We start from the raw sequence: 15,190 nt of genomic DNA on the forward strand, positions 1-15,190 counted from the left end.
ATAAGTAGTGAGTAATCAGTGGTGAGTAAAAAACAGCAGGACCGCAATTTTGATGGCATAGCGGGCAAATTTCAGAAGAATATTTATCAGACCACCAAAGGCCGTTTACGTCAGGCGGTATTGCTGCGTGATTTTGCCGAATGCGCCGATTTAGCAACACCAAGCCGTATTCTGGATGTAGGCGCAGGGCAGGGCCAATTGGCGCTGGCATTGGCAGAGCAAGGCCATCAGGTGACCTTAACTGACTTGTCGCAGGATATGCTGGATATGGCGCTTGAGGATGCAAAAGAGCGTGGTGTCGATACGCAAATCCAGTGTCATGCCCTGGCGTTACAGCAGTTATCAGAGCAACAATGGCCAGCGTTTCCTGTGGTACTTTGCCATGCTGTACTTGAATGGTTGCATGAGCCTGCAGAGGCCATCAAACAACTGCGAGCCTTAGTGCAAACAGGCGGGCTGGTGTCGCTGATGTTTTATAACAAAGATGCCAAACGCCTCAGTAATATCATTTATGGCAATTTTAACTATGTGCTGCGCGATTTAGCCTTTAAGAAAAAAGTCAGTTTAAGCCCACAAAATCCGCTGCAACCTGAAGATGTCTATCGCTGGTGCAAAGAAGCTGGTTTTGTTATTGAAGGTAAAACCGGCGTGCGTTGTTTTCATGATTACCTGCGTGACCGCTCAGAACAAGAAACAGAGTTTGACAAGTTGTTACAGGTAGAACTGCAATACAACAGGCAAGAGCCTTATGCCTCTATAGGGCGATATCAGCACCTGCTGCTTCGCGCTGTATAACTAAAACCTGAAAACGGGGTCAGCTCATATGGTTAACCATATGAGCTGACCCCGTTTTTATTTGCTGAGAATTTAAAGTAAAAAAACAGTTGCAGTGTGGAATAAAGCTGTTATGATTAATTCCGTAATGCGAACGGTTATCATTTGCAAAATATGCAATCAAGTGGGAAGTCTGCACCCTGCCAGGAAGGCACCTTGATTTCGTAGGCGGGTAATTGTTGTGTTACATGTTGTGACCCTAAGACAACAACTGTTCTGCTGTTGTTGTCGAACTCCGAAGTCTTTGCCCATCCAAAGACCACGTTCTGGCCCGGCCTTATCAGCCGGGCATTTTTTATTTTGAGCGGTACGATTTGTTGAGTACGTCAAAGCAGGTTTGAAAGCATTTCAGAAAAGACGACCCCGCTCCCATGGATAATGCTTGCGTTGGAGAAAAAGAGGTACGAGCTAAGTCACGGCCTCAATTGGGATTTTGTGGCTGCAGTGGGGTGGACGGTATACCGACTAAGTAGCTCCAATAAAACAATCTGCTAAAGGACGTAATCGTATGAATAACGCACAATTCAAGATTGAAAGCGTCAATGCTGTTCAAGAAGTGATCATTTTTTCACCGTGCGTGATAAATATGTAATAAGTATGTTTTTTATTTGAGGTTGATATGATAGCTTGACCCCAATTGAGATACTCAATGTCAGATGGAACAGAGTGCAGTTAAGTTGTCGGTAATTCACTTATTTCTGTGTTACGGCCAAGCCAGGCAACATTTAGAATAAACTTTATTTTAAGTGTGAGTAAATTGATTACCCTATGTTGTATTTAATCGCTACTTCAGGGTACTAGATCTTATTTGATATTGATGCAGTTGGTGCTTCTATTTAAATAAATCATAATTGATAACCTATATGGACTATATTTTTGTTAAAAGAGGGATGATTGGTATGAAATCTAGTTTTTTATTTTTTTTATTTGTTTTTATGTTTACTGCTTCGTTTAATTCGCAGGCAAATGCATGCAGCAACGCTATCCAAAACTCAATGGTACAAATAAGCACTCAAACGCAGTCGAAATGTATTAGTATAAAAAACGCGAACTCTGCGAAAACGTATTTTACTGCCGACCCTAGCTTTCAGAGAAATGCGGATTACAACATTAGAATAACCTCTGTATCAGGCACTGTAATTTTAAATAAAAAGCAATCCGCATTGAGTGCTAGTGTTAATTCGCATCTGAATACTCTTCATAATACAGAGTTCAAAATTACATTAACCCCCTTGACTCCAAATATTGAGTACAATTTTACTATTGTACATGATAGTAATCCTATCTCAGGAGAGACAGTTATTTACATAGGCTTACACTCGAAAGCAGTAAAACCATTTGTTGAACCACCGACATGTAATGGTTGTGAAATTCAACGAGTAGGCAATCTGAATAAACAACAGAGTGCCACTTTAAACATAGGTGAAACCACACTAACAGCTTTAGCTGCTACCTCAACAAATGAAGCATCCCAATGTAATGACGACAATAGGCCACCAGAAAGTCCTCCTAAAAATCAGATTTCTGGTTCAGAGCTAAATATTAATGCTGTTTTAAGAGAGTCAAGAGCATGGATGGAAAATATTGAGAGTACTCACCCAGCATATACCGCCCAGTTTGCTGCAGCCATGACTCGTTTAATTGTAATGCACAAAATAGGTGGGGCTTTGGATGTAGCACATGCTAAATTGCCTGATTATGTTGGCTCCGCTTCCATGGGCAATTTTTTGTTTGGTGCAAACGCAAGAGCTATGGGTTTCTCTGAAGACGCAATATTAAGAGGCGCTGCATTTTACCAACCAATAGGAAAAAATGGTTGGACGGCGTTTCCCCGTGGTATCTATAACTTTCTCTCTAATTCTGGTGATAACCCAGGTGACCCTGAGCAAACACTGTCTGGTATTCGCTATCATGATGAAGTGTTTATGGAAAACCAGTCCGATACTGCCTCAGTATCTTGTATTGATGCAGCATCTGTTGCTAATGGTTCATCTGGTGGTAGCACAGGTGGCGGTGGATCAGGTGGTGGCTCTGGTGGTGGTGGTTTAGGTGGCGGTTATGTAGCTGGTGGCGGTGGCGGTTCAGGTGTTGGAACTTGGTGGTGTTTTGTTCAGGAAGGGCAAGCTGTCTATTGTTGGAAGGAATACTAATAGTCTTTCTTCTCCATAGTATGGAATAGGAGTTACTACAATTGAAAAGATTAATCTTCATTACATTTGTTTTATCAATGACAGCCTGTGAGCGTCCACCAACACTTGACGATGTTAAAGATAATTTTTATAAAAATACATCATCATTTAATGAACTGGAAAAACTGGCATGTGCTTTAGGGCAAGAAAAACAAAAATTTGGTACTGATAAGAATGGCTATGGTTACCATTTGGATAAGGTTCCAGATGATCAAAGAATTGAAGGTATTGATTCACTATTAAAAAAAATTGGTGCTTACGCATTGATCTACAAAAAAACAAAAGCCGGGAATTGTAGTCTGATTATTGGCTACTTTGCTCGTGGTTTTGCTGGTAACGGTACTATATATGATTATAGCTTTCAGATCGAATCTCCAACTATTTTAGAAAATACAAACCAGTCACTCAGTGATGATGTTGAAAACAAAAGTGTTGCTTTCGATATGCCATTAAGCGATGGATGGTATTTGTCTTACATTAGTAATTAGTTGATAAAGTGTAAATTCAAACCATAGGTATGATCTATAGCATTTGGAGAGGTGCTTCACTCGTGTTCTCATTGGTTTAGCAAGTAAAGACGATTGCCAAAGGGATAAAACGAATGAAGCGCCACGCAATGGATCTGGGTTGAACAGGCATGCTAAGTCCTTTCTTGAGAATGTTCAGAGATGCAATCTCTATATCAGCTTAAACCCTAATCAAACTCAAACTTGTAAAGTACATCCACTGCGCTGTCTATTCCTTGCACAGCTTCAAGGTAGAAGTTTTTCATCAGCTCGTATCTTAAGGTGAATTCCCCCAAGGAGTTAAATATCCCCACACCATATTTCAGCTGTAGTTTCGGTGATAAATAGCCGCTGACCGTGACTTGTGAGTCATCACCAGTGCCCGCTGTATCCAATGTAAATTGCTCAAACCCCAACGCCTGACCTAACTGGCTGACCATGCCGTTGCTGTTGGCAATACCAAGGCCGATTAAACCGCTGGTTAACGGATTACTTTTAGTATCAGCGCTACCGGATAAATCCCGTCCCATCAACAGATAAGACAAAGCATTAGCCTGAGGTTTAGACGGCTCTGAAAAAATAACCACTGAAGCTTGATCCGCAGGGCCGTTCACTCGAATACCTGCAATCACATCATCTTCAGTAGAGGAGGGGTTACGTATCGCTTCAATATTTAAAAATGGCTGATCGGCAGGACCATTAAATATCAGTTTGCCTTTACGGATCAGCAAATCCTGGCCGTAAGAGCGAAAGGTACCATCCAGAATATTCACTTCACCTTTTAAACGTTGTTGCGGCCCATTCTGACTAAACAATAACTGACCTTTTAAGCGGCTTTTTAAGCCAAAAGCCTGCAACTTCACTTCATCCCCTAAAATCAGCCGCATTTCGGTAACTAATTTAATTGAACTGGTGACGGCACCACGGCGCACTTCCAGTTCTTTATTTAGCAATATCTCATCATCTGAGATTTGCACCGCGTTTTGCGGTAAATCGTCTATCGCTATATCAGCTTTTGGAATTTGCACAGTGCCTTGCACTGCAACCACCTGATTTTGCGCCAACACTGTCACTTCAGGATTGATATAGACCACACCTTGCGACAGGGTAAGCGGCAGTTGCTGGCCGCTTAACGCTAAACGAGCCTGATAGTTGGCTAAATCAAACCAGTCGGCATAACCAGATAATTGTGCTTTACCTTCACCACTTTGAATTTCCGCAGTTAGCAGAGCTTTTTGTTGTAAAAAATCCAGCTGCAGACTGCCTTGTTCTATATCCAGCGGGGCATTATTCCCCTGCAATTTCACCTCACTGACTTTGAGTTGACCTGACAATAAAGGCCGGCCCAAGGTGCCGCTAGCGCGAACCTGACCATTTAAAGTGGCGATAAATTCACTTTGCTCTGGCAATAAAGTGCGTAAAAAACTTAAATCCAATCGGGTTAAAGTCAGCTCTGCTTCGAGCTTTTTATCCTCTGCAGTTAAATCGGGCAGGGAGGCTGAACCTTTGAGTGAACGGTCTTCACTGAACTGCATTTGCCAGTTGCTGGAAAGCTGTTTTGGCGTCAATGTCAGTGCCGCATTCCAGCTTTGCCACGGCAGTTGTAAAGGATTGACGTCGGTTTGCTGCCATTTACCTGCGGTGCCTGTCAGCTTAATCGCTGCATTCAGACCTTGTTTTTTACCCCAGCTCAGCTGCACATCTGCATCGGCTTCGCCCGTTAATCGTTGTGATTCGCCAATAAAAGGTTCCAGCAAAGCCAGCTGAAACTGTTGCAACCGCACTGCTAAGTCGCCCTGGCTGCCGCTGATTTTGCTGGCTTTCTCCAGGCAGAGTCTACCCGGCTCTGATGACCAGCAATGAGCTGGCAAACTGAGTTGTTGTTTTGGCCAATCCAGCGTCATCAGTATCGTATCGGCTAAAGCCCAATGACCGACAGGAGTCTGTAATTGAGTTTGTTGCAGCTCTATTTGCCACTGTTGTTTAGGTTTTGCTGTGGCTGCTGCCTGTAGCTGTGCTTTGTAGTCGGCCCCATCCAGCTGCAGTACCAAATCGCTGCTGTTTTTATTGCCTGTCAGCAGCAACTGTGCAGAATTCAGTTGTTGTCCTGAAAGCGTGCCTTTACCTAAGGTCAGTTCCAGTTGATGATCCAGATTATTGCTGTTAATCAGTGCATTCAGGCTAAGGTTTTGCAGACGCATTAGCTTTTTATAACGCAGTTTCTCACCCTGCAGCTTGATATCCAGAGCCGGGTGTTGTTGTGGACCTGTGACTTTTGCATCGGCCATCAGACTGCCTTGAGCGCCCTGAATAGAGCTGGCCAGATCGGGAGCAGCTACAGACAAAGCCATTTGCCATTTGTCTGTCACTTCCCCTTCAGCGGTGATTTTATTGTTGCCATGCTGTAGCACCAGTGTCTTACTGCTTAACTTCTCTACGTCCAGAGCTTTGCCTTTGGCCTGCAGCTGACCCGATAAAGACAGCGGTTGCTGGCGCACTTGCCCCTGAATCGCTAAAGTCGGAAGCTCAAGCTGCCATTGTTGCTGGTGGTAACTGGCTTTGAGTTTGATATCCCCACTGAGTTGTCCCGGATAATCTTTTAGCCATGGCTCCAGTTGCATTTGATCAAGCGAAAGGGCCGCATCAAGCGCCAGCTCTTTGGTTAAATCCAAAGCACCAGTACTGCTTAGATTGCCCAATGCGGAATTCAGCGTTAATGCAGACCAGCTCAACACCGGGGCTTGCCAATGCGCATTCAGTTGCAGTTGGCTATCTGGCAACTGAGGAAGTTGTTGCTGGCTTTGTAAAGTGAGCTTCAAATCAGCTAATGAACCTTCAGCATCAATCAGCAATTGCTGCATTTTATATAAGGGCTCACCTTGTAGTGGCCAATGCAGGCTGGTGGCTTTTAATTGCAGTTGTATTGGTAGTCCGGCGGTCAGCGGTGCGACTTCTATCTGGGCGCTAGCCTGCTGGGTACCTGTCAGTTCAAGGCCTAGCTGCAATTGATCTAATGAACCGGCTATGCTGCTATTGAGTACTAACCCAGAGCTTTCGGCTTTGACAAAGCCCTGCAATGCAAAAGGAGTGGAATTGGTCAGACTGAGTTGTGCTTCGGCATTGATTGGGTTGCCTTGCAAATCCGGCTGGGTTATTTGCAGTTGAGTAAGTTTAAACTCCGTAAGCTCAAACTGATCCGGATTGGCTTCGAGGGAAAAACTAAGCTGCTCTGCAGAAAGTTGCTGCGCTCCTGTGACTTTAGGCTGCTGTAATCTGAGCTTTTTTACACTCAACCACAACGGCAATTCAATTCGCGTTAGTTGTGGCATCTGATAATGCCACCAGGCCACACTGTTCGTTGCGGTGCTGGCTGTTGTGGTGGCTTTTATTGTGTTAGATGGGACACTGTTTTGTTCTGAAGCTTCCGGTAAATGCAACTGTAATTGGTCCAGTAGCGTGTCACCCAGTTGGATTTGCTGACCACCTAATTTTAGCTCTGTGTTCAGGCTATTGAGACTAAGCTGCAGTTCACCTTGCTGTACCGTCAGATCAGTGATCTGTAGTTGTGTAATACTGACTTTGGGTAGTTCCAGTACTGTATCTTCATGCTCTGGTGCTACTTCGGGTAGAGTGGACGGGCTAAGTACCAGGTGCACACCTTCTGCTGTTGCGCTGTCCAGACAAATCTCAAATCGGCCTAAACAATACCAGCTGACTTTAGCTGCAAGGCTACTGATCTGTAGCTGTACTCCATCTTGCTCAAACTGCAATCCGGTCAGCGTAAAACCTTCGGCTAGCGTGCCGCTGATTTGGGTTATTTGAACAGGGCTGTTATCTGGTAGCAACCGGTTCAGCAGTTGCAGAGGTTTATTGGTATAAAACAGCACAATCAGACTGAGCAACAGCAATAAACTGAAGGCTAAAAAGAATTTCTTCCAACTAAAAGCTGAGCTGACGTTTTTCACATCAGGCATGGTAGTGCGCTCTTCGCTGCCATTCACACTCATAATTCCGGCCCCAAACTAAAATGCAACTGCAGGGCCTGATCGGAGGGCACATCCAATCCCCATGCAACATCAATACGAATAGGGCCAACAGGGGAAGCCCAGCGCACACCTAAACCTACACCACGGTAAATATCGGCCTTATCATTCCAGGCACTACCGGCGTCAAAAAATGCAGCAGCCCACCAGTTTCCTGACACCCTGTGCTGATACTCAAGTGCGGCAGTCGCCATATAACGGGCACCAATCAAGCTGCCTTCTGTATCCACAGGAGAAATGGATTCGTACGAATAACCACGAATACTATTATCACCACCCGCAAAAAAGCGCAGAGAAGGCGGCAGCTCAGTGATGGCTTCCATCAGCACGGCACCGGCATCAAACCGAACCAGATAACGCTGATCATCGGAAAAAGACCCGATCCAGCCAACACGACTGCGCAAACGCACAAAACTGCTGTCTGAGCCCCAGGCCGGATCTGAGACTTCAGTGCCAATTAAATACCGGGTGGCTTCAGAGGGCATACTGCCACCACTGTCCCAACTGCGGCTGAAGCTAATGCCTGGCATAATCAGATTGGCGCTGCCTGAATCCGTACCCTGCACATAATCTTCATATAACCAGCGCACAGAAGCGGTTCTGTACCAGGCATCGTCCAGTAACCAGTGCCGCTCCAGAGAGGTGTTGTATTCCTGACTACGGGTATCTTCTAAATCTTTATTTTTTATACCAAAATTGAGTTTATAAAAATCTTCGCTGACATTTTTCTTCGGCCATTTATAACCTGCCTCAACCGTTTGTTCAGGGCCCGATAACGCCATTTTACTGTTTAAACTATGGCCTCTGTCATTGAGCCAGGGTTTGTTCCAGTTCAGTTTAATACGTGGCCCCAGGTCGGTGGAATAACCCACACCAGTCTCCACCGTGTTACGAATTTGCGGTTCGACTTTAATCTTCACAGCCAGTTGCTGTTCAGCATTTTCAGGTTCATCCACTGTGACATCTATGCTGCGAAACCAATTGGTTTCAGCCAGACGCTGATTCAGTTCACCCAGTTGGCTGGACAGATAAGGTTCGCCCGGCTTAAAAGGCAACATGGAGCGTAAACGTTCGTCACGGATTTGGCTGCCTTCAAAGGCGACTTCACCAAAGTGATAACGTGGGCCAGAGTCAAATTGAATATGAATAAAGCCCTGCAGCAGGCGTGGGGCAACGGACAGTTCTTGTTTAACAAACTTTGCCTGAAAATAACCACGGCGCAAAGCCAGCGAGTTCAGCTGATTTTTGATTTCTTCATAACGGCCATGATGCACCCTGTGATTGACCTTAGGGCCAACTTGTTTCACCAGTTTGGCAAACTCAGGATCGGTCGAAGCTTCACCCAGAATTTCCACTTTGACGGATTTCAGTCGTAAAGCTTCACCAGGTTTAATGGTCAGTCGTAGCTTTTGTTTTTTTTCTTTACCGACAAGGCTCGGCTCTATAGCCATGCGGTAATAACCAACTGCCCGGCCTGCGAGTTTGACATCCTCCATGACTTTGTTTTGAAAACGTCTGGAACCAAGGTTGTTTTTAGCGGGCAACCTGTCCAAATAAAGTTCAATGTTATCAGCAAGGGGGCCCGAAACACCCTTGAGTTCAATTTGGGGATGCGCTGCTGCGGCAGAGGCGGCAAGCAGCGCCAGAATGGCCAGAGTCCTGTACAACAAAATGCGAACTATCCTTTGTGTTAATACCGGACCAGCAAGGTCCGGCTTGGCTCTAAGAGTATAACAGTCTGATAGAGTTCAGTACGTTTTCAACTACTTAATGGACCAGTTTGCTTATTTCTTAATCTTTAACCCTCGCAAACAAAAAGGTTTTCATTAGCAAGGACCACTCTGGTTCTTTACCATACATACGAATGCCCAATTCAAATACCCGGCTGGCTGCATTTTTAAGCCAGAACAGACAGGCAATCAGCAAAATGAGCGATAAAATCCATTCCCACCATGGCACTGAAACTGATGCCATGCGCATTGGCATAGCGGCAAAAGACGTCAGCGGAAACAGACTTAATACGTGCATCAAGGTGCCTTCAGCATTGTCCATAGCGCTGAACACCACACCCAGAGGTACTGTAGGTAAAAACATCATAATAGAGCGGCTGGAATGGTTGGGGTCGTCAATAGTGGCGGCAAAACCCGCCATAAAGCTGTTGATTAACAGCAAACCTAAACTGACAAAAATCAAGGTGCTGGCAAGTTCCAATACAGTAATAGGTAAAACATACAAGCCATTGCCTTTAGCCAGAGCTATGGCCTGGATCATGATGTAAAAGAACAGGCCAGTGGTGATCATGCTTTTAAGACAAAATAATGAAATGCCTAAAATTTTGCCGTCAATCCATTCTTTGGTGCTGATCAGGGTTAGCAGTTGTTCTGTAACCCGTTGTTGTTTCTCTGTGGTAATGGCGGTAAACATAAAACCAAAACCTGAAAATACACCTATAGCCATCAGCAATAATAAGCCACCACTAACAATTTTTTGTTCCTTGTTTTGTTTGGCTGAGTCTTTCTTCAGAAAAACCAGCTCTGCGTCAGGCTGAATATTCACAATAGCTTTTTGTTCTGCGCTCAGTGGCAACTGATTAATTCGCTGTTTTTGCAACCAGTTCTGCAGTTCCGGTGTGATTTTATCCTGCCAACTGGCACTGGATTCTGCCGTCATCACCAGCTTATCGTCCTTGACCTGAACGACTAAATCCCAGACATCTCCAAGACCTGATAATGCAGTTTCTGCCGAGTTGTCCGGAATTTGACTGATGGTAAAGCCGCTGATTTTAGGTGCAGCAGCGCTGCTGACCAGCGCGACTTTATAGTCATTGTCGAGCCAAGCTTCCAGCACAGGCCAGATGGCGGAAAGAACTAAAAATGTGACCAGTATGCCCGCGCTAATAAGCTCTTGTTTCCACTTGAAGTAACGTTGGAATTCAAATACAGCTATAGTCCATAAATTCATGCTGCATCTCCTTGTGCATCTGCAGTGGTTTGCTGATTATGTTGCTGCACCGCAGTGAGATACAACTGATGCAAACTGGGCTGGATACGACTGAAATCAGCGAGTTCAGCTACGCTGGTCAACTGCTGCAGCAATTGACTGACACTAAAACCAGCTTTTAAGGTCAGCTGAATTTTCGAGGGGGCCAGGGTTTTGAATTCAGCTACTGCAGTTAAGCGCTCAAGCGCTTCAGAGTTAACCTGCTGTTCAAAGCTGACTTCAAACCATTGTTTTGGATCCAACTGATAGCTGACTTGCGCCAGACTGCCCTGAGCCACCAGTTCACCTTTGTTCAGCAGCAACATTTGATCCGCTAAACGCTCAATCAAAGCCATTTGGTGAGCACTTAAAATAACAGTAGTGCCACTTTGTTTTAACTCAGTCAGGATAGCTAACACATGCTCTTGATTGACAGGATCCAGACCGGAGAAGGGTTCATCTAAAATCAGCAGGTCGGGTTTATGCAACACGCAGCTAATCAGTTGTACTTTTTGCTGATTGCCTTTTGACAGTTTATTTAAGGTGTCGTCCATTTTTTCCAGTAAATCGAGTCGGGTACACCACTGCACTAACGCGGCACTGATGTCCGCTGCGGCCATGCCCCTTAACTTAGCTATATAAGTCAGGTTTTGCCGCACAGTTTTATCCAGATACAAACCGCGGTCTTCCGGTAAATAGCCATAACAACGTTTAGGTAATGCACTGAGTTCTTCGCCTTTGTACTCAATACGGATTTTGCCTGCATCGGGGCGGGTTAAGCCAACCAGCATTCGAATAAGGGAAGATTTTCCGGCACCGTTGGGACCTAACAGCGCAAAAATCTGGCCTGATTGAACATCAAAACTGATGCGGTTGACGGCTTTGACTGTGCTGTAACTTTTTTCTATTTGATATGCAGAAATCCTAAGCATGATCTGTCCTTATGGGGTATGGCGTAACTCTGGTTGTCCAAGCATATCAATGCTGTAGCTTTCACAACAACAGAAAAGTGTGACAATTTATTAACTTGTTGGCGTGCAGGTTTTTGTCAGCCCTTTGTCATCTGACTCGGGTACACTGAGCATAAAGATATATCTGAGGCAGAGCAGAGCGATGAAAGTAAAAACTGCACTAACCATAGTGTTGCTGCCAGGACTGGATGGAACTGGTACTTTGTATCAGCAGCTTGGGCAGCAGTTAGCACCTGACTATGAACTTCAGGTGATTGCTTATCCTTTGGACCAGCAATGGGGTTATCTGCAGTTGCTGGATTTTATCCGGCCACAACTACCACAGCATCCTTATCTGCTGCTGGCCGAGTCTTTTTCTGGTCCTTTGGGTATTTTACTGGCGGCAGAACAACCAGAGCATTTAAAAGCGCTGGTACTGTGTTGTACTTTTGGTCGTAACCCTTTACCTGCAATCAAAGGGCTGGCGGGGGCTGTTGATAAACTGCCGTGGAATGAACTGGTGCATCATTGGACAGCTTTATGGTTGCAGGGCCGTTATGCCAATACAGAGTTATCCGCTTTGCTGGAAAAGGCTCTGACTATGGTGCCGGAACAAGTGATTAAACACCGGGCTAAACAGGTGTTGCAGGTTGATGTACTGCCTGAATTTGCGACTTTAACTCTTCCTCTGATGTATCTTCAGGCGCGGCAAGACCGGCTGATCTGGGCCTTTAATGCCAAATCCTTGTTGCAGCTTCAACCTGAAATGCAACTGGTTCGACTGGACGCGCCGCATTTTTTATTGCAAGCCATACCAGCACAAGCGGCATGGCATCTTAAACTCTTTATTCAGCAGCTGGGCTTCGATTTACCACAGCAGGCTGCATTAACAGGCTGAATCAAGGGCTGGTTTGCAAGGAAAAACAAGCACCGGGTGAGCTATTGGATGCTTTCAGTTGCCAGCCATGGGTAGTGGCAATTTCATAACAAATGGCCAGTCCAAGGCCTGCTCCCTGATGGCGCCTGTGAGGACCCCGCCAGAACCTGGTAAAAAGCCAGGGTAAATGCTCAGGTGATATGCCTGGGCCATAATCACGCACACTAATACCAGAGTCTGTGATGGTCAGTTCAATCACAGAATGGGGAGGGGCATGGTGAATCGCATTTTCCAGCAGGTTTTTCAACAGTACAAAACAAGTGCTGCGGTCGGCATGTAACAGAGGGGCTTGTGACTTTTCCACAACGGCTATCTGCACCTGAAAAATGACCGCCAGCCGGTTTAAATACAGTGCGACTTCTTCTGCCACATCGGTCAAATACAATGGTTGATACTGATAGTTCTGACTTTCTCTGGCTTCAGCCCAGTGCAGCAACTGGTGGATTAACCGGGCCATCTGATCGATATCTTTGAGTAATACCTCACGTTTGGGGAAATGTTCGGCCATTTCAATTTCGCCTCTAAGCAGCGCTAGCGGTGTTTTTAACTCATGTGCAGTGGTTGCCAATAACTCCTGCTGCACTTTAAAACCTTTTTCCAGCCGATCCAGCGTCTGATTAAAAGCATTAATCAGCGGCAACACCTCTTGAGGCAGTTTATGAGTAGCCAGGCGTTGGGTCAGGCTATGGGGTTCAATTTGAGCGGCAGTGGCAGATGCGTTTTTTAGCGGCCTGAGCATATAACCAATAGTCAGCCAAACGACCAGACTTATTAGCAGCAAACAGAGAAGGGAAACCAACACGGCTACGACAGACAAAGGTTTGAGGTTCGTCAGCTGGAAGATACTCATCAGCCGGTCGCTGGCAACAACCTGCACATAATAGCCAGGATAGTTTGGCAAAGGGGCACTGTTTACATAATACAGCAGGCCCTGATAGCTCACTTGAAACAAGCGCTTTTCAGTGGAAAATTGCTGGTTTACCTGATTGAGCAGTTGGCCAGCATCCGGGGTAGATTGCAGTATGGCGAGGCCCTTGCTGTCGGTGATCTGATACTGCAACTCCGAACTTAATACTTTGTAGACCCAATCATATTCGTCGTCGTAGGCTTTGCTGGCAGGGCGGCCTTCTGCGTCCGGTATGATTTCTTCAGCTAAATAATAAATCTGCTTATCCAGAGTGCGCTGCAGTATCAGATCAGGGTTCAACACAAAAATGTAAAAAAAGATGCTGGCTAAAGTCAGGGCTAAGGCTGCGACAAAAGTGATGATTAAACGAAAGGTTAGATTACGTTTGCGATTGGCTGATAGCATAACCTAAGCCTCTGATATTATTGATAACAAGCGGAGAACCTATAGCATTGAGTTTTTTTCTGATCCGGTGCAATGCCACATCCAGTGCATTTGGAGTGACGGCATCAGTTAAACCCCAGGCAGTTTGCTCCAGTTTTTGTCTGCGTACTGTTTTGCCTTGTTCCTGCATCAAGGTTTGTAGTATTTGCAGCTCAGCCGGGGCTAAAAGACTGCTTTGCAAACCATAATGCACTGAAGCCGAATGCAGGCATAAACGGGTGCCGCCGTATTCAGGTTCATTGAGTTGTAGCTGGCCCGGACGACGCAACAAAGCCCGCACTCTGGCGACCAGCTCGTCCATGGCAAAAGGCTTGATCAGATAATCATCGGCGCCACTTTCTAATCCGTCGATGCGATCATGCAGGGCATTGCGGGCGGTCAGTACCAGACAAGGCAGATTCTGCCGGTTCATTCTCAGATGGCGCAGCAAATCCAGACCGTCACCATCAGGTAAACCTCTGTCCAGAATTAATAATTCATAAGGCTGGATCTGTATGGCCTGTAATGCTGATTTTGCGTCAGAAAAAGTATCAGCTGCTATACCTGCTCTTTGTAGTGCGGTGCATACCAGTTCACTCAGGCGTTCATGGTCTTCGACCAGCAGTATTCTGCTCATATAATGCCCCGGATCCTCTTTCTGTCACGGCAAGTTGATGGCGAAAAAAGAGTAAAGACTGCTTAACTTATATCCCGCGTCCACTGCTTGCTGACCATGTTCTGCAGCGACGGGGCGAAAAGGGGAGATAAAACAGATCAACGCCACTAGTAAAGTGAGCTGTGCAACGGGACGCAAATTCATTAACTGACTCCATCTGAGCGAATTCAACAGGAGTCAGCTTACTGGCTGTTTTCTTACGCTTTACTTACCAGTGGTCACCAAAACACTATTTTGCAGCTTTAATGTGTCGGTGTTTTGTCCGCCTGAGCCGTCAGTAAAAACAAAATTTTATCCATATTCAGCTTTTCATAAGGCATTAAACGTTCAGGTTTACCTTCACGCATAATAGATAAATGATCAGCGGTAAAGGCCAGCACAGCAGTAGAAGTGGTGATGGTATTGCCTTCCACTTTGTAGTGGCAGTGCGCCAGATCTAAAAAAGCCAAAATACGATTACGGATAGTGGTCATCATGGATTGAGCTCCGGTTTAGCGCTTTTTAATAATGTTCCCTGTCGTGTACTACTTCTCTCACTCCGGGAGGAGTTCTCATGCAATGGCTCTGACAAAAGTTCGGCTGGCTTTGTTCCGCTGATTGGTTAAAAAGTTTAAAAATGACGATGAATAGCCGCTGAATTCAGTCTGATGTCACAAATATTGCGATTGATTAAATAAAAGCCTTGGTTTATTAATATGGTTGTAACATTGTTAACCTCTAATGTTTACCCGTTAAAATTATAAATA

At 45.4% G+C, this 15,190-nt stretch carries 11 protein-coding genes; 4 read left to right on the plus strand and 7 right to left on the minus strand.

The features are described from left to right. Positions 1-21 precede the first annotated feature (21 nt). From LSG34_RS00595 to LSG34_RS00605, 3 genes are all read left to right on the plus strand, one after another. A complete protein-coding gene (locus LSG34_RS00595) occupies positions 22-795 on the plus strand; it encodes a methyltransferase domain-containing protein (protein WP_233006885.1) in 774 nt (257 codons plus the stop codon). A gap of 902 nt (positions 796-1,697) precedes the next feature. After that, positions 1,698-2,984, plus strand: a complete 1,287-nt coding sequence (locus tag LSG34_RS00600; RefSeq protein WP_233006886.1) for a polymorphic toxin type 44 domain-containing protein — start codon at positions 1,698-1,700, stop codon at positions 2,982-2,984. A gap of 41 nt (positions 2,985-3,025) precedes the next feature. Then, positions 3,026-3,511, plus strand: coding sequence for a hypothetical protein (locus LSG34_RS00605; RefSeq protein ID WP_233006887.1), 486 nt, complete (start codon positions 3,026-3,028; stop codon positions 3,509-3,511). 206 nt (positions 3,512-3,717) lie between these two features. Here the strand turns inward: LSG34_RS00605 and tamB are convergent, their stop codons facing one another. The 4 genes from tamB to LSG34_RS00625 all read right to left on the minus strand — a co-directional run bounded on the left by tamB (position 3,718) and on the right by LSG34_RS00625 (position 11,483). Further along, complete coding sequence (gene tamB, locus LSG34_RS00610; protein ID WP_233006888.1) at positions 3,718-7,536, minus strand: autotransporter assembly complex protein TamB; 3,819 nt, start codon at positions 7,534-7,536, stop codon at positions 3,718-3,720. After that, on the minus strand, positions 7,533-9,242 hold the full coding sequence (gene tamA / locus LSG34_RS00615) for an autotransporter assembly complex protein TamA (RefSeq protein WP_233006889.1): 1,710 nt from the start codon (positions 9,240-9,242) through the stop codon (positions 7,533-7,535). Before tamA ends, tamB begins: the two co-directional genes overlap by 4 nt. 121 nt (positions 9,243-9,363) lie before the next feature. Next, complete coding sequence (locus tag LSG34_RS00620; protein WP_233006890.1) at positions 9,364-10,533, minus strand: ABC transporter permease; 1,170 nt, start codon at positions 10,531-10,533, stop codon at positions 9,364-9,366. After that, the gene (locus LSG34_RS00625) at positions 10,530-11,483 is read right to left on the minus strand and encodes an ABC transporter ATP-binding protein (protein ID WP_233006891.1); all 954 of its coding nucleotides are present in this window, start codon (positions 11,481-11,483) and stop codon (positions 10,530-10,532) included. The genes LSG34_RS00620 and LSG34_RS00625 overlap by 4 nt, the downstream gene beginning before the upstream one ends. 181 nt (positions 11,484-11,664) lie before the next feature. On the opposite strand from LSG34_RS00625, the gene LSG34_RS00630 reads away from it, so the two are divergent. After that, positions 11,665-12,399: an alpha/beta fold hydrolase gene (locus LSG34_RS00630; RefSeq protein ID WP_233006892.1), complete on the plus strand. Its 735-nt coding sequence runs from the start codon at positions 11,665-11,667 to the stop codon at positions 12,397-12,399. Between the two features lies 1 nt (position 12,400). Here LSG34_RS00630 and LSG34_RS00635 read toward each other — a convergent pair whose 3' ends face one another. The 3 genes from LSG34_RS00635 to LSG34_RS00645 all read right to left on the minus strand — a co-directional run bounded on the left by LSG34_RS00635 (position 12,401) and on the right by LSG34_RS00645 (position 14,920). Further along, a complete protein-coding gene (locus LSG34_RS00635) occupies positions 12,401-13,750 on the minus strand; it encodes a HAMP domain-containing sensor histidine kinase (RefSeq protein ID WP_233006893.1) in 1,350 nt (449 codons plus the stop codon). Further along, positions 13,725-14,405, minus strand: a complete 681-nt coding sequence (locus LSG34_RS00640) for a response regulator transcription factor (RefSeq protein WP_233006894.1) — start codon at positions 14,403-14,405, stop codon at positions 13,725-13,727. The genes LSG34_RS00635 and LSG34_RS00640 overlap by 26 nt, the downstream gene beginning before the upstream one ends. A gap of 281 nt (positions 14,406-14,686) precedes the next feature. Then, positions 14,687-14,920, minus strand: a complete 234-nt coding sequence (locus LSG34_RS00645) for a hypothetical protein (RefSeq protein WP_233006895.1) — start codon at positions 14,918-14,920, stop codon at positions 14,687-14,689. Positions 14,921-15,190: the final 270 nt, after the last annotated feature.

Origin of the sequence: Rheinheimera faecalis (genome assembly GCF_021290965.1) — a bacterium.
Taxonomy (GTDB): domain Bacteria; phylum Pseudomonadota; class Gammaproteobacteria; order Enterobacterales; family Alteromonadaceae; genus Pararheinheimera; species Pararheinheimera faecalis.